Source organism: Salmonella sp. SA14318 (genome assembly GCF_029866905.1).
Classification (GTDB): Bacteria; Pseudomonadota; Gammaproteobacteria; order Enterobacterales; family Enterobacteriaceae; genus Salmonella; species Salmonella enterica.
Genome location: NZ_CP123282.1, coordinates 3,005,201 through 3,024,168, shown reverse-complemented (window position 1 = coordinate 3,024,168; position 18,968 = coordinate 3,005,201). Strand labels below are relative to the sequence as shown.

At 54.0% G+C, this 18,968-nt stretch carries 16 protein-coding genes; 7 read left to right on the top strand and 9 right to left on the bottom strand.

Translation table 11 applies throughout. From position 1 onward, the window contains the following. Position 1: 1 nt before the first annotated feature. The 3 genes from QEN32_RS14535 to QEN32_RS14525 are packed head-to-tail and all read right to left on the bottom strand — an operon-like array spanning position 2 to position 2,960. Positions 2-964: a YbhN family protein gene (locus QEN32_RS14535; RefSeq protein ID WP_265322348.1), complete on the bottom strand. Its 963-nt coding sequence runs from the start codon at positions 962-964 to the stop codon at positions 2-4. Then, positions 964-2,205, bottom strand: coding sequence for a cardiolipin synthase ClsB (gene clsB, locus QEN32_RS14530; RefSeq protein ID WP_000649639.1), 1,242 nt, complete (start codon positions 2,203-2,205; stop codon positions 964-966). The genes QEN32_RS14535 and clsB overlap by 1 nt, the downstream gene beginning before the upstream one ends. Further along, the gene (locus QEN32_RS14525; RefSeq protein ID WP_000192039.1) at positions 2,202-2,960 is read right to left on the bottom strand and encodes an endonuclease/exonuclease/phosphatase family protein; all 759 of its coding nucleotides are present in this window, start codon (positions 2,958-2,960) and stop codon (positions 2,202-2,204) included. Before QEN32_RS14525 ends, clsB begins: the two co-directional genes overlap by 4 nt. A 132-nt stretch (positions 2,961-3,092) precedes the next feature. Between QEN32_RS14525 and QEN32_RS14520 the strand changes: the two genes are divergently transcribed. Continuing rightward, the gene (locus QEN32_RS14520) at positions 3,093-3,503 is read left to right on the top strand and encodes a YbhQ family protein (RefSeq protein ID WP_000871970.1); all 411 of its coding nucleotides are present in this window, start codon (positions 3,093-3,095) and stop codon (positions 3,501-3,503) included. On the opposite strand, the gene QEN32_RS14515 is transcribed toward QEN32_RS14520, so the two are convergent. The 6 genes from QEN32_RS14515 to QEN32_RS14490 all read right to left on the bottom strand — a co-directional run bounded on the left by QEN32_RS14515 (position 3,465) and on the right by QEN32_RS14490 (position 10,205). Then, positions 3,465-4,571, bottom strand: coding sequence for an ABC transporter permease (locus QEN32_RS14515; protein ID WP_000469050.1), 1,107 nt, complete (start codon positions 4,569-4,571; stop codon positions 3,465-3,467). The genes QEN32_RS14520 and QEN32_RS14515 overlap by 39 nt on opposite strands. Positions 4,572-4,686: 115 nt before the next feature. Further along, the gene (locus QEN32_RS14510) at positions 4,687-5,817 is read right to left on the bottom strand and encodes an ABC transporter permease (RefSeq protein WP_000045765.1); all 1,131 of its coding nucleotides are present in this window, start codon (positions 5,815-5,817) and stop codon (positions 4,687-4,689) included. Next, the gene (locus QEN32_RS14505) at positions 5,810-7,546 is read right to left on the bottom strand and encodes an ATP-binding cassette domain-containing protein (RefSeq protein ID WP_265322347.1); all 1,737 of its coding nucleotides are present in this window, start codon (positions 7,544-7,546) and stop codon (positions 5,810-5,812) included. Before QEN32_RS14505 ends, QEN32_RS14510 begins: the two co-directional genes overlap by 8 nt. Continuing rightward, positions 7,539-8,534 carry a secretion protein HlyD gene (gene hlyD, locus QEN32_RS14500; RefSeq protein ID WP_001616965.1) on the bottom strand — a complete coding sequence of 332 codons (996 nt, stop codon included), beginning with the start codon at positions 8,532-8,534 and terminating at the stop codon, positions 7,539-7,541. Before hlyD ends, QEN32_RS14505 begins: the two co-directional genes overlap by 8 nt. Beyond that, positions 8,534-9,208, bottom strand: coding sequence for a transcriptional regulator CecR (gene cecR / locus QEN32_RS14495; RefSeq protein WP_140236089.1), 675 nt, complete (start codon positions 9,206-9,208; stop codon positions 8,534-8,536). The genes hlyD and cecR overlap by 1 nt, the downstream gene beginning before the upstream one ends. Positions 9,209-9,281: 73 nt before the next feature. Then, entirely contained in the window at positions 9,282-10,205 is a 924-nt protein-coding gene (locus tag QEN32_RS14490; RefSeq protein WP_001075547.1) for a LysR substrate-binding domain-containing protein, read from the bottom strand. Between the two features lie 465 nt (positions 10,206-10,670). Here QEN32_RS14490 and QEN32_RS14485 point away from each other — a divergent pair, with 465 nt between their 5' ends. The 6 genes from QEN32_RS14485 to rhlE all read left to right on the top strand — a co-directional run bounded on the left by QEN32_RS14485 (position 10,671) and on the right by rhlE (position 18,865). Next, entirely contained in the window at positions 10,671-12,002 is a 1,332-nt protein-coding gene (locus QEN32_RS14485; RefSeq protein ID WP_001518324.1) for an MFS transporter, read from the top strand. 50 nt (positions 12,003-12,052) lie between these two features. Further along, the gene (locus tag QEN32_RS14480; RefSeq protein ID WP_000924697.1) at positions 12,053-12,802 is read left to right on the top strand and encodes an SDR family NAD(P)-dependent oxidoreductase; all 750 of its coding nucleotides are present in this window, start codon (positions 12,053-12,055) and stop codon (positions 12,800-12,802) included. A gap of 13 nt (positions 12,803-12,815) precedes the next feature. Further along, the gene (locus QEN32_RS14475) at positions 12,816-13,661 is read left to right on the top strand and encodes a transketolase (RefSeq protein WP_080185100.1); all 846 of its coding nucleotides are present in this window, start codon (positions 12,816-12,818) and stop codon (positions 13,659-13,661) included. Continuing rightward, on the top strand, positions 13,661-14,653 hold the full coding sequence (locus QEN32_RS14470) for a transketolase family protein (RefSeq protein WP_000083414.1): 993 nt from the start codon (positions 13,661-13,663) through the stop codon (positions 14,651-14,653). The genes QEN32_RS14475 and QEN32_RS14470 overlap by 1 nt, the downstream gene beginning before the upstream one ends. Positions 14,654-14,709: 56 nt before the next feature. Beyond that, positions 14,710-17,322, top strand: a complete 2,613-nt coding sequence (gene adhE, locus QEN32_RS14465; protein WP_023254499.1) for a bifunctional acetaldehyde-CoA/alcohol dehydrogenase — start codon at positions 14,710-14,712, stop codon at positions 17,320-17,322. 181 nt (positions 17,323-17,503) lie between these two features. Then, entirely contained in the window at positions 17,504-18,865 is a 1,362-nt protein-coding gene (gene rhlE / locus QEN32_RS14460) for an ATP-dependent RNA helicase RhlE (protein ID WP_000007065.1), read from the top strand. Positions 18,866-18,968: the final 103 nt, after the last annotated feature.

The window sequence follows — 18,968 nt, the reverse complement described above, 5'->3', positions numbered from 1 at the left end:
TTTATTTCGCCATCGCCCGCTCGTTTTTCACCCGCAGCTTCTTCGCCCGGCTCTCCAGGATCAGATAGCACACCAGCGCCAGCAACAGGGGAATAAAATAGTAAAGCACGCGGTATGCGAGCAGGGCGGCGATAATCGTGCCTTGCGACGTATGTTCGCCCGCCAGCAACGCAAGGAATACGGCCTCCAGCACGCCGATGCCTGCCGGAATATGCACGATGACGCCCGCGATACTGCTCACCAGCAGTACGCCCAGCACAAAGAAATAGTTCACATCCTGACCCATCAGCAGCCAGATGATGGCGCCCATCGCCATCCAGTTCGCGCTGGAGATCGCCATCTGCGCCAGCGCGAATTTCCATGACGGCAGCACCAGTTTCTGCCCTTTAATCGTCATATGCCGCCGCTTCGCAAAGGCGCAAAACCACAGATAGACCGCGATAATCAACAATAAAACGATACCGAGAATACGTAGCGTGCCTTCATCGATATACCAGTGGTCGGGAAGCTGGACAATGCCGAAGGTAAAAATGATGCCGCCAAGCAGAATATAGCCCAGCCAGTTAGTGGTAATGCTGAGCGAGAAAATGCGCGTGATAGTACTGCCGGGCAACCCGAGGCGAGAGTATAGTCGGTAACGCATCCCGATCCCGCCGACCCAGGTGCTGAGCGTCAGGTTAAAGGCATAGCAGACGAACGATACCAACATTACCTGTCGCTTCGCCAGTTTATGGCCGCAATAAAGCCGTCCAAGCAGGTCGTAGCAGCCGTACAGAAGATAGCTAACGATCACCAGTCCCACAGCGCTTAAAAGCGCCGTGCGGTTATAGTCGCGGATGACGGTCCAGACATCGCCCCAGTCGACCTTTTTAGCATAAACCACCAGCAGAACGACGACCGCAATAAAAAACAGCCAGGTCAGCACTTTTTTAGCCAGCCGCCAGCGCGGATGCGATTTAGCCATTAGGGCTTCACTCCTGTATTTTCTGGATCAACGCGATCCTGGGTTTCCATTTCCGGCTGGGCAGGCGGGGGAACCTGCGCCAGATGCGGGGTATGCGCCGGTAGCCAACCGACCAGCGCCGGGAAATGGCGTAAAAAGTGGAACGCCAGCACGCTTTTGGTCAGGTTCCACCAGGTGCGTTTCGGCAGCATAGACTCATCGACCTGCTTACAATCGTTCACGATGATGCCTTGTAAGTTATCGCGCAGGGTCTGGTTAAAAGTACGATCGTGAATGATCAGGTTAGCTTCAAGGTTAAGCGACAGGCTGAGCGGATCGAGATTACTCGACCCTACCGTGGCCCAGTGATCGTCCATCAGCGCCACTTTGCCATGCAGCGGACGGCGTCGGTATTCATAAACCTGCACGCCGCCCTTCACCAGATAGTTATAGAGCAACCGCGCGCCGACTTTGACTATCGGCATGTCTGGTTCCCCCTGGACAATCAGTTTTACGCTCACGCCACGGCGGGCAGCTTTACGCATTGCGTGGAGCAAGCGATAGCCGGGGAAAAAATAGGCGTTAGCGATAATCACTTCACGCTTTGCCTGGGTCAGCATTTTCAGATAATGACGTTCGATATCGTCGCGGTGTTCTTCATTATCCCGCCAGACAAACAGCGCCTGCGCTTCGCCGGGGTGACGGTTTTCTTCTGCCTGGTGATGGCGCTTCCACCAGCGGCGCGCGGGGCTTTGCCCCGGCAGATTCTCGACTTCGAATTGCAGGATATCGGCCACAACAGGCCCTTCGACCCGTACCGCGTAGTCTTGTTTCGCCTGCGGGCCGTAATCCGACATATGTTCGGCGGAGTAGTTAATGCCGCCGACAAAGGCAATACGATCATCAATCACCACAATTTTGCGGTGCATTCGGCGGAAGATATTGGTTCGCAACCCCAGTAGACGCGGGCGGGGGTCGTAATAGCGAAAAATCACGCCCGCCGAGGTTAATTCGCCGACAAACGCGTCGCTGAGATCGGGAGAGCCGTAGCCGTCGAGTAATACTTCGGCTTTTACGCCGCGCTGTGCGGCTTTTAGCAGAGCGGCATGGAGTTTTTTACCCACCTCATCTTCAAACAAGATAAAGGTTTCCAGAATGATTTTTTGCTGTGCCTGAGCGATAGCCTCAAACACGGCAGGATAGAACTGGTCGCCGTTTTCCAGTAGCTGAATTTGATTACCTTCACGCCAGCCGCATTTCATAGATGGATCTCCGCGCTAAGGGGGGCATGGTCTGATAAATGTCGCCAGTTCCGCAGCGGTAGCGCCGTAGGAGAACTGGCGTTCGCATTCTTGACGTAAATACGATCGAGTCGCAGCAGCGGCATACTCACCGGGAATGTGCGCGCCGGTCGGCCATGGGCACGGGTGAATATCTCCTCCAGCCCGGCCGCGTTTAATGGCGGGCCGGCCTTTTGCCGCCAGTCATTAAAGTCTCCGGCCACCAGCACCGGTTCTGATTCCGGCAAGGCATTCACCCATCCCGCCAGCATGGTTAACTGCGCCTGGCGGTGGCTCTCCCGCAGGCCGAGATGTACGCACATGACGTGGATAGGGCGGTTGAGCATGGGCGGCGTAATGCGGCAATAGAGCACGCCGCGTTTTTCGCTACCGCCGACCGAGACGTCGCGATTTTCATAATGTTCAATGGGATAGCGAGAAAGAACCGCGTTACCGTGGTGGCCTTCCGGATAGACCGCATTGCGGCCATAGGCGAAATCGCTCCACATGGTGTCGGCCAAAAATTCATAGTGGGTAGTGTCCGGCCAGTTTTCGATATGCAGCGGATGTACTTCATGCGCGCCCATCACTTCTTGCAGACAGACGATATCGGCGCCGACCGTTCTGACAGCGTCGCGCAGCTCCGGCAGGATGAAGCGTTTATTAAAGGCGGTAAAACCTTTGTGCGTATTAATTGTGAGCACTTTGAATGAAAAATTTCGCGTGTGTTGAGTCATTTTCTTCCTGTCCGCGTCACTATCCTGATTGAAATAGTGTAGTCGTCGTCACAAAAAGATGCGGTCTTACGGAATTTTCCGTAAAGTTCGGTACTCTGAATAATGAGAGAAAAATGCTTCAGGAGAAAAGCCATGAAGTGGCAACAACGCGTTCGTGTCGCAACCGGCCTCGGTTGTTGGCAGATTATGTTGCATTTACTGGTAGTGGCGATGCTGGTAATAGGCTGGATGAGCGGCACATTAGTGCGCGTCGGCCTGGGATTATGCGTGCTTTATGGCGTGACGGTACTGCTGATGCTGGCGTTGCAGCGCCATCATGAGCAACGCTGGCGCGATGTGGCGGATGTGCTGGAAGAGCTGACTACCACCTGGTACTTCGGCACCGCGCTGATTGTCCTCTGGCTGCTATCCCGCGTATTGCAAAACAATGTCTTACTGGCGCTGGCGGGGCTGGCTATCCTGGCCGGGCCCGCCGTGGTCTCGCTACTGGCGAAAGATAAAAAGCTACATCACTTTGCGTCTAAACATCGCATACGCCGCTGAACCCGTGGTGGCCGCTATCACCAGTAGCGGCCACAAACTTCCCCAGACAATCCCCAGACTCGCATCCTTAAGATAAATTTGCTTGGTAATATCAGTAAAGTGGCGGATAGGGTTTATCCACGTCAGGTTTTGCAGCCAGACCGGCATATTTTCCACCGGCGAGACATACCCCGAGAGCAAAATCGCCGGCATCATAAAGACAAAGACGCCGATAAACGCCTGCTGTTGCGTGGCGCAAAGCGATGATATCAGCAAGCCAAAGCCTACCAGCGACAGCCCGTAAATCACCATCGTGAAATAAAACAGCGCTAACGAACCGGCGAAGGGAATTTGGTATGCCCAAATGCCGATAGCCAGCACGATCGTGGCCTGGAAGGTCGCGACAATCAGCGCCGGCACCGCTTTACCAACGAAAATCTGCCAGGTGGTGAGCGGAGAGACCAGCAGCTGATCCAGAGTGCCTTGTTCACGCTCGCGGGCGACGGACAGCGAAGTGACGATCATCACGCCAATAGTGGTGATCATGGCGATCAGCGAGGGCACCACAAACCACTTGTAGTCCAGATTCGGGTTATACCAGTTGCGTACCACCAGTTCGCTATTGTTGGGCTTTGGCTTACCGTCCATCAATGTCTGCTGATACTCCTTGACGATCTGTTGCAGATAATTGGCGGCGATTTGCGCGCTGTTGGAGTTACGTCCATCAAGAATGAGTTGCATCGGCGCAGGCTGGAAGGTATCCAGATTCCGCGAGAAATCCGCCGGGAAGCGCACCAGCAGCAGCGCTTTTTGCGTATCGATAGTCGGCTGGATCTCCTGCGGACTGTTCAGCAATAGCACATGGGTAAACGCTTTCGCGCGGGCAAAGCGCTGGGTAAGTTCTACCGAATGTTTGCCGTTATCTTCGTTATAGATGGCGATAGTCGCGTTAGTGACTTCAAGCGTCGCGGCGAACGGAAACAGGATGACCTGAATCAGCACCGGCAGAATCAGGATCGCGCGCGTTTGCGGTTCGCGTAAAAGCGATTGCAGTTCTTTGCGAATTAACGTCCATAAACGATGAAACATGTCCGTCCTCTCAGTCCAGTTTGTAGGCCTGATAAGCAAAGCGCATCAGGCATAATGCCGGATGGCGGCGTGAACGCCTTATCCGGCCTACGACGACAATTATCCATACACATATTTAATCCAGCCGTCGTTTGGTTTTTAGCCACGTCAGGCCAATAAACATCACCGCCGAGGCGATTAAAAACAGTACGTTAACGCCTAACACGACCGGAATATTGCCGGCCAGAAACAGACTTTGCAGGGTGCTAACAAAATAGCGCGCCGGAATAATATAGGTCACCGCGCGGATCACCGCAGGCATACTGTCTATCTGGAAGATAAACCCGGACAGCATAATTGAGGGCAAAAAGGCGGCGTTCAGCGCCACCTGCGCGGCGTTAAACTGGTTGCGAGTGATGGTGGAAATCAACAGCCCCATCCCCAGCGTACTCAGTAAAAACAGACTGGTGATGATAAACAGAATCACCAGCGAACCGCGATACGGCACGCCGAGAATAAACACCGATACCAGCATACAGAGCAGCATCGCCAGCATACCGAGAAAGTAATAGGGAATAAGCTTACACAGCAGCAGTTCAACACGCGTCACTTCGGTTGAGAGCAGCGCCTCCATCGTGCCGCGCTCCCATTCGCGGGCAACGACCAGCGAGGTGAGGATTGCGCCAATTACCGTCATGATAATGGTCACCGCCCCGGGAATAATAAAATGCTGACTGATCGCCGCCGGGTTAAACCAGTAGCGCGTCTGGACGTCGATGAGCGGTTCAAAGGTGTCGCCGCGATCTTCCGCCCGCTGCTGTTGCCAGATTTGCCAGATGCCTTCCACATAACCCTGAACGAAGTTGGCGGTGTTTGGCTCGCTGCCGTCGGTAATCACCTGAATCGGCGCGCTGTCACCGTCGCGCGCCATTTGCTGCGCGAAATCCACCGGAATCACCACCAGTCCGCGAATGCGTCCGGCCTGCATTTTTTCAATTAATTCATGGCGATTATCGCTAATGGTCGCGTCGATATAGGGTGAACCGGTCATCGCATGAGTGAAATCCAGCGCCTCCTGGCTTTGTTGTTCAAGCAGAATCCCCACCCGCAGCTTGCTGGAGTCGAGGTTAATGCCGTAACCAAAAATAAACAGCAACAGTAGCGGGATCACCACCGCAATCAGCCAGCTACTGGGATCGCGCACGATCTGGCGCGTCTCTTTGACGCACAACGCACGCACGCGGCGCCAGGAGAGAGACTTACTCATGCGTATGCTCCTTATCCCAGTCATTGATGAGAGTGACAAAGGCCTGCTCCATCGTTGGATCGGCCTGTTGCTCATCGGCGGCCTGCGCTTTGAGATCGTCCGGCGTACCGCTGGCGATAAGCTTCCCGCGATAAACCAGTCCGATGCGATCGCAATATTCCGCCTCATCCATAAAGTGGGTCGTCACCATTACCGTGACCCCTTTTTCCACCATGCTATTAATATGCAGCCAAAATTCACGGCGGGTGAGGGGATCAACCCCGGACGTTGGTTCATCAAGGAATAAAATATCCGGTTCGTGCATCAGCGAGCAGGCCAGCGCCAGTCGCTGTTTAAAGCCCAGCGGCAGCGCATCGGTGGGATGCGACGCGATGCTTTTCAGACCAAACGCTTCACTCATGCGCTGAATTTTTTCATTTTGCGCGCGGCCCCGCAAACCATAGACGCCGGAGAAAAAACGCAGGTTCTGCTCAACCGTCAGGTTGCCGTAAAGCGAAAATTTTTGCGCCATATAGCCCAGATGCTGACGGGCTTTGCCGGAGCTGACTTTCAGGTCCATATCCAGCACCAGCGCCTTGCCGGACGTCGGCACCAGCAGGCCGCACATCATTTTAAAGGTGGTTGATTTACCCGCGCCGTTCGGGCCGAGCAGGCCAAAAATCTCGCCGCGTTGTACGACGAAATTAACATGGTCCGTGGCCGCGAAATCGCCAAATTTTTTCGTCAGTTCCTGCGCTTCAATCACCGTTTCGCCGGCAGTGCCTTCAACCGTATGCAGGATTGAACCCAGCGGAGACTCCGAGGTTCCCGCTCCGCCAAGCAGATCGATAAACGCATCTTCGAAGCGCGGCGCGGTCTCATTGAGGGTGATTTCCGGCATCCCTTCGGCCTGACGAATATCTGCTGCGGTCGCCTCTTTTTTCAGGATCAGGCGTACCGAACGTCCCTGAATCATGCCGTCGCTCACCTGCGGCAGTCTGAGCGCTCTCTGTAGTAACTTACGGTTGTTTTCCTGTGGACTGCTCATCAGAAAGCTACGTCCGGCCATCGTTTGCGTCAGCGCTTTAGGTTCGCCCTGATAGAGCAGCTCGCCTTCATTCATCAGCAGTACATCGCGACACTGTTCGGCTTCATCCAGATAGGAGGTGCTCCATAAAATCAGCATCCCGTCGCCCGCCAGTTCGTGGACCATTTGCCACAACTCGCGCCGTGAAATCGGGTCAACGCCAACGCCCGGTTCATCCAACAGCAGCACTTTCGGTTCGCCGACCAGCGTACAGGCCAGCCCCAGTTTTTGCTTCATCCCGCCGGACAATTTTCCTGCCAGACGGCCAGTGAAAGGGCCGAGGGCGGTAAACTCCAACAAACGGGCAAAGGTCTTTTCCCGTATCTCGCCGGTAACGCTGCGTAAATCGGCATAGAGATTAAGGTTCTCCATGACGGTAAGATCTTCATACAGACCGAATTTCTGCGGCATATAGCCCAGAACCGCGTGCAGCTCGCTGTCGTTTTGTATCGGATCGAAGCCCAATACGGACGCGCTGCCGCCATCGGCTTTGAGCAGGCCCGCCAGCATACGCATTAGCGTGGTTTTTCCTGCGCCGTCCGGCCCTACCAGCCCGGTGACATAACCGGAATGAATGGTACAGTCGAGCGGCGCGACGGCGGGTTTATCCATTCCCGCAAAGCGCTTCGTCAGACCGTGCAGCGTAATAACGGCCTCACTCATGCCGTGCCTCGTCATTAAATTTCACCGTGACTGGCATCCCCTGGCGTAACGCATCGTCCGCATCGGTGACGATAATGCGCAGGCGATAGACGAGATCGGTACGCAGATCCGGCGTTTCGACGGTTTTCGGCGTAAATTCCGCGGTGGGCGAAACGAAACCAATCTTGCCGTGGTAAGGTTTGTCAGGACGACCGTCGGTATACAACAGAATGTCGCGCCCCGGTTGCGTCTGACTGAGGTTGCGTTCATCGACATAGGCGCGCACCCAGACGGGGCGGGTCAGCGAGAGCGTTAATACCGTGCTGCCGGCGTTCAGCATACTGCCAGGCTCGACCGCGCGGGTGAGCAAGGTTCCGTTGGCAGGCGCGATAAGCGTAGTGTCCTGCAAATCAAGCTGCGCCTGCGCCAGTTGGGCCTTTGCCTGTTCCAGGCTGGCTTTCGCCTGGGCGATATCCTGTTCACGATTACCGGTACGGTACTGGCTCAGTTTATCCTGCGCGGACTTCAGCGTCGCCTGCGCCTGATCGCGCGATGAGCGGGCGTTTTCCAGATCGTTAGCGGAAATGGTGCGGCTTTTCCACAATCCTTGCTGACGGTTATAAAAGTTTTGTGCGTAGTCATAGGCGGCTTGCGCCTGTCTGACGGCGGCGGCGGCCTGGGCTATCTCTTCATCGCGATAGCCTGCCAGCATCAAATCATATTGCGCCTGCGCGACCGACACGCCAGCTTTCGCCTGCATTAGCGCGTTTTCGTATGGCGCGTGATCCAGTTCGCCGAGCACCTGTCCGGCTTTGATGGCATCGCCTTCATCAACATTCAGCGACGCCAGCCTGCCGCCGACGCGAAAGCTGATATTGACGGTACGGATATCGACATTACCGTATAGCGTCAGCCCATCGTCCTGCCGACTTTGATACCACCAGGTTCCACCGGCAATCACAGCGATGAGCGCTGCGATTGCCAGTCCGATAACGACAGGTTTTTTCATCAGTCCAGACTCCTTTGCGTTAAACCGTGCAGAATAAGATCGATGTGGCAGGTTACCGTCTGGTAAATCAGCTCCGCTTTTTCTTCATCAAACTGCGGCCAGCCGGTACGTAACAGAATAGTTTCTTTGCCGAGACGAAACGCCAGCACTTCGCCCAGTAAGGCATGGGTATGCAAAATCATGCGCGTATCATTGGCGTCGCAGCCGGTATAAGCGGCAACCAATCTTGTCAGATGGGTGTGCAACGGATCGATAACCTGTTCATGAACCAATTTATAGGCCGACGTGGGAGAGAGCTGCTCGCGTGAAATAAATTTGCTCAGGTTAACGGTGTCTTCCTGCGTCAGCAGCATAATCATGTTCTTGCAGGCGAGCAGAATGAGCTCGCGTATGGCGTCCCGGTCAGGGGCAGGCTGGCTAAACAGACGTTCCGCTTTTTCAGCATGGGGGCGAAATTTTTCGCCAAGAAAATCGGCAATCCACTGGGCGCAGGCGAGGTATAAATCCTCTTTTGAGCCGAAATAGTAAGTAATGGCGGCAATATTTTGCCCCGCCAGCGCGGCGATATCGCGCGTGGTGGCATGGAGGCCATACTCGCCAAACTGCGCCAGTGCGGCGGCAATGAGCTGACTTTTCGCCTGCTCGCCCTTGGTGGTCGTGGTGGGAATATTCATCACACGCCCTAATTTTTAATCAATCGATTGATTAACTTTAGGCGCACATTTCAGGTTTGTCTACCGCCAGCTATTAGATCTGAAATCCTTCGCGGCTTAGCTCTTTGGAAACCCAATTAAAGAATATCCTCACTTTCTCTTTTTGTTCATTGTGGTGTGGCAAAACGAAGTGGTGAGCGTTAACCGGCATACTCACGTCAGTCGTAAAAACGGGCGCCAGGTGGCGTTGGCTAACGCTTTGTCCGGCCAGTAAATTGCTTTCAAGAATAATACCCATGCCCATACGTGCAGCCTCAATGCTCATATAGGAACGGTCAAAATTAAAAATAAAGTTTTTATTCCAGCCGCGAACCTTATGCCAGGACAGCCAGTTGCTCCAGTTGATCAGCGTGCTATCTGAATGAATAAGATCGCAACCCAGTAAATCTTCAATGTTTTGAATGCTATGACTCGCTAAATAAGTCGATGATGTATAGGGGAGCATACGTTCATTTTTTATGGTTTTGACGACCAGCGTCGGCCATTGTGAAAGGCCGTGGCGGATATCGATATCGATATTATCACGGGAGAACTGAATACTTTCGTAAGAACAGGTCAGGCTAATTTTAAGTTCAGGCCAGGCCTGGCGAAATTTATTCAGACGGGGCATCAACCATAGCAATCCAAAACTCGGTGCTGAATGTATGCGTAAATAATCCTGGTGAATATCATTTATGACCTGGTTGGTAGCCTGTCCAATAATGTTTAACGCCCCCGAAACCTCTTTTAAATATTTTTCACCAATCGCGGTCAATACGACGCCTTTACTGCTGCGCGAAAAAAGTTTCTTTCCCAGATACTGTTCCAGACTGGCTATCTGATGGCTTACCGCGGAGGCCGTAACATTGAGATTTTCAGCTGCCAGATTCAGGCTGTTGGTATCAGCCACTTCAATGAATGCCTGGATATTGCGTAAAGATGGCACAGGCAAGCTTTTATTCTGTAGTGGCTGGTTCATGACTATCTCCGGTGAATGGAATGATGATCGCCCAATTTTATTACCCCAGGAAGTAAATTCAGCGGTTACTCCCCTAATACCTGGTCAGCTTAACATAGGCGAAAAATAAGTTATGGGGTAATTCGTGATGAAGTTAACAGTTTTATCTGCCATTTCTGTCGGTCAAGATGATTCAACAATAATTTGAATCCAGTCACGAAGCAAATTTTCCTCATTCATAATTGAGGTTTTTTGAATACCGTTTCTTTTGGGGATTGTTATATTGCAACCACAGGCCTGATAACAAGGCGCGATGCGGTAAGGTTCGCGAAAAAAACATATACCCAAAATAATTCGAGTTGCTTAAAGGCGGCAAGGGAGTGAGTCCCCAGGAGCATAGATAACTATGTGACTGGGGTGAGCGAGCGTAGCCAACACATAAGCAACTTGAAGTATGAAGGGTATAAACAATAATGAGGATACCCTATGTCACGTATAGATACTGTAGTCTGTACTGACGCCAGGAAGACAAAATATCGTTTGGTGGTTTTGACGATGATTTTCCTGGTGTATGCAATAAATTACGCCGACAGAACCAATATCGGCGCGGTGCTGCCGTTTATCATTGATGAGTTTCATATCAACAACTTTGAAGCCGGGGCCATCGCCAGTATGTTTTTCCTTGGCTACGCGGTAAGCCAGATCCCGGCAGGTTTTTTTATCGCCAAACGCGGCACGCGGGGGTTAGTTTCACTATCAATTTTCGGCTTTTCCGCTTTCACCTGGCTGATGGGCACGGTAAGTTCGGTGTTTAGCCTGAAGATGGTGCGACTGGGACTGGGGCTTAGCGAAGGACCATGCCCGGTGGGTCTGGCTTCAACGATTAATAACTGGTTTCCGCCGAAAGAGAAAGCCACGGCAACCGGCGTTTATATCGCGGCCACCATGTTTGCGCCGATTATCGTGCCGCCGTTGGCGGTGTGGATTGCGGTCACCTGGGGCTGGCGGTGGGTCTTTTTCTCCTTTGCGATCCCGGGGATCGTGGCGGCGATTGCCTGGTATTTACTGGTTAAGTCCAAACCTTCAGAGAGCGGATTTGTTTCGCAAAGTGAACTGGAAGAGATTAATGCCGGGCGTGATATCCATAAAAACACCGTGCGGGAAAATATATTAATTGCCGATCGTTTCACTTTGCTGGATAAAATTATTCGGGTGAAAAAAATGGCGCCTATCGATACGGCAAAAGGATTATTTACTTCCAAAAATATCCTCGGTGACTGCCTGGCCTATTTTATGATGGTTAGCGTGCTGTACGGCTTATTAACCTGGATTCCGCTCTATTTAGTGAAAGAGCGCGGTTTTGATGTCATGAGTATGGGGTTTGTAGCCAGTATGCCGTGCATCGGCGGGTTTATTGGCGCGATTGGCGGCGGATGGATTTCGGATAAAGTATTAGGCCGTCGTCGTAAGCCAACGATGATGTTTACTGCTATTTCTACCGTGGTCATGATGTTAATTATGCTGAATATTCCGGCAAGCACCTGGGCGGTATGTGTTGGGTTATTCTTCGTCGGTTTATGCCTGAATATTGGCTGGCCCGCATTCACAGCATACGGTATGGCGGTTTCGGATACGAAAACGTATCCCATTGCCTCTTCTATTATCAATAGCGGCGGCAACCTCGGCGGGTTTGTCGCTCCGATGGCTGCGGGTTTTTTACTTGATAAGACCGGCAGCTTTAATTCTGTATTTACCTATTTCGGTATCTGCGCAGCAATTGGTCTGGTGGTTATTCTCTTCCTCGATGAGCCACAATAACGGAAATATATCCTGTTAATTAATATGACGTAATGTCATGGAGTGAAAATATGTTATTAAAAGATAAAGTCGCCATTATTACTGGCGCGGCCTCCGCACGCGGTTTGGGTTTTGCTACCGCGAAATTATTTGCTGAAAACGGCGCTAAAGTGGTCATTATCGACCTCAATGGCGAAGCCAGTGAAGCCGCAGCTGCGGCATTAGGCGAAGGTCATCTCGGGTTGGCGGCAAACGTCGCTGACGAAGTTCAGGTTCAGGCGGCAATTGAACAGATCATGGCTAAATATGGTCGGGTCGATGTACTGGTGAATAACGCCGGTATTACTCAGCCGCTGAAGCTAATGGACATTAAGCGCGCTAATTATGACGCGGTGCTTGACGTCAGCCTGCGCGGCACGCTGTTGATGTCACAGGCGGTTATCCCGGTCATGAGAGCGCAAAAATCCGGCAGCATTGTCTGCATCTCCTCCGTTTCCGCCCAGCGCGGCGGCGGTATCTTCGGCGGCCCGCACTACAGCGCGGCAAAAGCCGGCGTGCTCGGTCTGGCGCGGGCGATGGCGCGTGAGCTTGGCCCCGATAACGTCCGCGTAAACTGCATCACTCCGGGGCTGATTCAGACCGACATCACCGCCGGTAAGCTGACCGATGAAATGACGGCCAACATCCTTGCCGGGATCCCGATGAACCGCCTGGGCGATGCGGTAGACATCGCGCGCGCCGCGCTGTTCCTGGGAAGCGATCTCGCGTCCTACTCCACCGGTATCACCCTGGATGTTAACGGCGGCATGTTAATTCACTAAGCGAGGCAATGAGATGAAGATGACCGAATCACAAAAAGTCGCCGCAGCGGCGTGGCGCATCCGCCGCTACGCCCTGCAAATGGGGGAAGTTCAGGGACAGGGCTATATCGGCCAGGCTCTGGGCTATGCCGATGTGCTGGCAACCGCGTTCAGCCACGCGATGACCTACCGTCCGGAAGACCCTGAGTGGGAAGGGCGCGACCGCTTCCTGCTCTCTCACGGCCATTACGCCATCGCCTATTATGCGGCGCTGCTGGAAGCGGGAATTATCCCGGAAGAGGAGCTGGAAACCTACGGCTCCGACGACAGCCGACTACCGATGTCGGGGATGGCGACCTACACGCCAGGAATGGAGATGTCCGGTGGTTCGCTGGGGCAGGGGCTGTCCATTGCCGTAGGAATGGCGCTCGGGCTGAAGCAAAAAAGTAGTACCTCCTGGGTTTATAACTCTATGTCGGATGGGGAACTGGACGAAGGTTCAACCTGGGAAGCGGCGATGTCGGCAGCCCACTATGGCCTGACTAACTTGATTAACATCGTTGATGTTAACAAACAGCAGGCGGACGGCGATTCGCGCAAAATCCTCGGCTTTGAGCCGCTGCATGAAAAATGGGCCGCTTTCGGCTGGTACGTACAGCGCGTGGACGGTAACGATCTGGCTGCGGTGATTGCGGCCTTTGACAACGCGAAAAGTCATGCCAGCAACCAGCCGCGGGTCATTCTCTGCGACACGCTGATGGGCAAAGGGGTGCCGTTCCTCGAAACCCGCGATAAGAACCATTTTATTCGCGTCGATGCTGACGAGTGGCAAAAAGCGATTGCGGTGCTGGACGCTAACAAACCGGAAGGAGTGCTGTAATGAGCCAGAGTAAACCACGTTTAAAAACGTCCGCGATGATTGCTTCTATCGCCGATGAAGGCCAGGCGACGATCCCTGCGCCGTTTGGCGTCGCGCTGTCGAAACTGGCGGCGCAGCGCCCTGAAATCGTCGGTATGACCGCGGACCTGTCAAAATATACCGATCTACATATTTTCGCCCAGGCTTTCCCGGATCGCTTTTTCCAGATGGGAATGGCGGAACAGCTGCTGATGGGCGCGGCGGGGGGCATGGCGAAAGAGGGATTTATTCCCTTCGCTACCACCTACGCTGCGTTTGCCACCCGTCGCGCCTATGATTTTATCCATCAGGTGATCGCCGAAGAGCATCTGAACGTGAAGATCTGTGCAGCGCTGCCGGGCCTGACGACGGGTTATGGCCCAAGCCACCAGGCAACCGAAGATCTGGCGATTATGCGCGGCATTCCCGGCATGGTTATCGTCGATCCTTGCGATGCGCTGGAGATAGAGCAGGCGGTACCGGCAATTGCTGACCATAACGGCCCGGTGTATATGCGCCTGCTGCGCGGTAAGGTGCCGCTGGTGCTGGATAAGTACGACTATCAGTTTGAGCTGGGCAAGGCGAAACTGCTGGAGGACGGCAATGATGTGCTGATTATCTCTTCCGGGCTGATGACCATGCGTGCTCTGGAGGCGGTTGAAAAGCTACGCGCCGATAATATCAGCGTGGCCGTACTGCACGTGCCGACAATCAAGCCACTTGATGAAAAAGCGATTATTGAGCAGGCGTCGAAGCCCGGTCGCCTGGTGATGACCGCGGAAAACCATACCTCGGTCGGCGGGTTAGGGGAGGCGGTTGCCGCGCTGCTGATGCGCAAAGGCGTACGCTGTGAGCTGGATACCGTTGGTTTGCCTGACGAATTCCTGCTGGCCGGCGCGCTGCCGACGCTGCACGATCGCTACGGCATCTCCACCGCGATGATGGTAGAAAAAATTAAGCATCGTCTGCGTTAATGACTTTCGCCGCCGCGTTCTGCGGCGGCGCTTCTCTGTTTCCGTTCGAGGTTTCCATGTCGATTAATTCCATTGAAGAATTAAACGCGCTGGTTGCGCGCGTCAAAAAAGCCCAGCGTCAGTACGCGAGTTTCACGCAACAACAGGTAGACAAAATCTTCCGCGCCGCCGCTCTGGCCGCCGCTGATGCCCGCATTCCGCTGGCCAAAATGGCGGTCGCCGAGTCTGGTATGGGCATCGTGGAAGACAAAGTGATTAAAAACCACTTCGCTTCCGAATATATCTATAACGCCTATAAAGATGAAAAGACCTGCGGCGTGCTGTCAGAAGACGACACTTTCGGGACCATTACGATTGCTGAACCTGTCGGTATTATTTGCGGCATCGTTCCGACAACCAACCCGACCTCTACCGCGATTTTCAAGTCGCTGATTAGCCTGAAGACCCGTAACGCCATCATCTTTTCTCCGCATCCGCGCGCTAAAGAAGCAACCAACAAAGCGGCAGACATCGTTCTGCAAGCGGCTATCGCTGCCGGCGCGCCGAAAGATCTGATTGGCTGGATCGATCAACCTTCCGTAGAACTGTCTAACGCATTGATGCACCACCCGGATATTAACCTGATCCTCGCGACGGGTGGTCCAGGCATGGTTAAAGCAGCATACAGCTCCGGCAAACCGGCTATCGGCGTAGGCGCAGGTAACACTCCGGTAGTGATTGATGAAACTGCTGACATTAAACGCGCTGTGGCGTCAATCCTGATGTCGAAAACCTTCGATAACGGCGTAATCTGTGCTTCTGAACAGTCTGTTGTCGTTGTTGATTCCGTCTATGATGCCGTTCGCGAGCGTTTTGCGAAATGCGGCGCGGTGATTCTGAATAAAAAAGAGAGGAAAGCTGTAGGCGGAGTATTGCTCAAAAATGGGGCGCTGAACGCGGCAATTGTCGGCCAGTCAGCGGCTACAATCGCAGAGATTGCCGGCATTTTTGTGCCTGAAAATAGCAAGGTTCTGATAGGGGAGGTGAGTGCAACGGACGTCTCTGAGCCTTTCGCTCACGAAAAACTCTCTCCGACGCTCGCCATGTACCGAGCAAAAGATTTTGCCGATGCGGTAGATAAAGCGGAGCAACTGGTCGCTATGGGCGGTATCGGTCACACCTCCTGCCTGTACACTGACCAGGATAACCAGCCAGAACGCGTTGCTTACTTCGGTCAGATGATGAAAACCGCGCGTATCCTGATCAACACCCCGGCCTCTCAGGGGGGTATCGGTGACCTGTACAACTTCAAACTCGCACCTTCCCTGACGTTGGGTTGTGGTTCCTGGGGTGGTAACTCCATCTCTGAAAACGTTGGTCCGAAACACCTGATCAACAAGAAAACCGTTGCTAAGCGAGCTGAAAACATGTTGTGGCACAAACTTCCGAAATCTATCTACTTCCGCCGTGGCTCTTTGCCCATCGCGCTGGATGAAGTGATTACTGATGGCCACAAACGTGCGCTCATCGTGACTGACCGCTTCCTGTTCAACAACGGCTACGCAGACCAGATCACCTCTGTGCTGAAAGCGGCTGGCGTTGAAACCGAAGTCTTCTTCGAAGTTGAAGCCGACCCGACGCTTTCCGTTGTTCGCAAAGGCGCTGAGCTGGCGAACTCCTTCAAACCGGACGTGATCATCGCGCTGGGCGGTGGTTCCCCGATGGACGCCGCGAAAATCATGTGGGTCATGTACGAACATCCGGAAACTCACTTCGAAGAACTGGCGCTGCGCTTTATGGACATCCGTAAACGTATCTACAAGTTCCCGAAAATGGGCGTGAAAGCGAAAATGATCGCCGTCACCACCACTTCCGGTACCGGTTCTGAAGTCACACCGTTTGCGGTTGTGACCGACGATGCAACCGGTCAGAAATATCCGCTGGCTGACTATGCCCTGACCCCGGATATGGCGATTGTCGACGCCAACCTGGTGATGGATATGCCGAAGTCCCTGTGTGCGTTCGGTGGTCTGGATGCGGTAACTCACGCCCTGGAAGCTTACGTTTCCGTACTGGCTTCTGAGTTCTCTGACGGTCAGGCTCTGCAGGCTCTGAAACTGCTGAAAGAAAACCTGCCGGCGTCTTACCACGAAGGGTCTAAGAACCCGGTTGCGCGTGAACGTGTTCACAGTGCAGCGACTATCGCCGGTATCGCGTTTGCCAACGCCTTCCTCGGTGTATGTCACTCCATGGCGCACAAACTGGGCTCTCAGTTCCACATTCCGCACGGTCTGGCGAACGCCCTGCTGATTTGTAACGTTATCCGCTACAACGCGAATGACAACCCGACCAAGCAGACCGCTTTCAGCCAGTACGATCGTCCGCAGGCACGCCGTCGTTACGCTGAAATTGCTGACCACCTGGGCCTGAGCGCGCCGGGCGACCGTACCGCCGCTAAGATTGAAAAACTGCTGGCATGGCTGGAAAGCATTAAAGCTGAGCTGGGCATTCCTAAGTCTATCCGTGAAGCAGGCGTACAGGAAGCTGACTTCCTGGCACACGTTGACAAACTGTCTGAAGATGCCTTCGATGACCAGTGCACCGGCGCTAACCCGCGTTATCCGCTGGTATCGGAACTGCGCCAACTGCTGCTGGCAAGTTTCTACGGCGAGGCGTTTGCTGAACAATAACGCATGGATCTCCGTCGCGGGGCGTCATTTTCCCCGCGGCTCACCGTAAGGATAATTTATGCGCCGCATCACAAAAACTGCTACACTCCGCCCCTTCATGACATTGTGGTTTTTGTCATTCCAAATTTGAGCATCTCCCTGAAAACTACACCGGCAACGGTCGGGGCGGTCCGGAGTAGTTATGTCTTTTGATTCCCTGGGATTAAACCCTGATATCCTGCGCGCCATTGCCGAGCAGGGTTACCGTGAACCTACCCCTATTCAGCAACAGGCGATTCCCGCCGTGCTGGAAGGCCGCGATCTGATGGCCAGCGCCCAGACCGGAACCGGTAAAACGGCGGGTTTTACCCTGCCATTATTGCAGCACCTGATTACCCATCAGCCGCATGCTAAAGGTCGTCGCCCGGTGCGTGCGTTGATCCTCACGCCAACCCGCGAACTGGCGGCGCAAATTGGCGAAAACGTTAGAGATTACAGTAAATACCTCAATATTCGCTCGCTGGTGGTGTTTGGCGGCGTAAGCATCAATCCGCAGATGATGAAACTGCGCGGCGGCGTGGATGTGCTGGTGGCGACGCCGGGACGTCTGCTCGACCTGGAACATCAAAATGCCGTAAAGCTGGATCAGATTGAGATTCTGGTACTGGATGAAGCCGACCGTATGCTGGATATGGGCTTCATTCACGACATTCGTCGCGTGCTGGCGAAACTGCCGGCGAAGCGTCAGAATCTGCTGTTCTCCGCCACGTTCTCCGACGACATCAAAGCGCTTGCCGAAAAGCTGTTACGCAACCCGCTGGAAATCGAAGTGGCGCGCCGCAACACGGCCTCAGAGCAGGTGACGCAGCACGTGCACTTTGTCGATAAAAAACGCAAACGTGAACTGTTGTCGCAGATGATTGGCCAGGGCAACTGGCAGCAGGTGTTGGTCTTCACCCGCACCAAGCATGGCGCGAACCATCTGGCGGAACAGCTTAATAAAGACGGTATTCGCAGCGCGGCGATCCACGGTAATAAATCGCAGGGCGCACGTACCCGCGCGCTGGCCGATTTTAAATCCGGCGATATTCGCGTGCTGGTGGCGACGGATATTGCGGCGCGTGGTCTGGATATTGAAGAGCTGCCGCACGTGGTCAACTATGAACTGCCGAACGTGCCGGAAGATTATGTACACCGTATTGGCCGTACCGGTCGCGCGGCGGCAACTGGCGAGGCGCTGTCGCTGGTCTGTGTTGACGAGCATAAACTGTTGCGTGATATCGAAAAATTGCTGAAAAAAGAGATCCCACGCATTACGACGCCGGGCTATGAGCCGGACCCGTCGATTAAAGCGGAGCCGATTCAGAACGGTCGTCAGCAGCGCGGCGGCGGCGGTCGTGGACGCGGACAAAATCAGGGGGGAGCGGGGCGCAGTCAGCAGCCGCGACGTCAGGATAGCGGGGCGGCGAAGGCGAAACCAAAACCGCGCACAGGCGAGGGGAAACCCGCTGGCGACAAAGCACGTCCGCCGCGTCGCCCGCGCAGAATCACGCCTGCCCAGTAAATTTTATCCGGCAACATGCCCGGTAGCGCGACGCTTACCGGGCCTACGGACTATGCAAATACGTAGGCCCGATAAGGTGCTTGCACCGTCATCCGGCAAAATA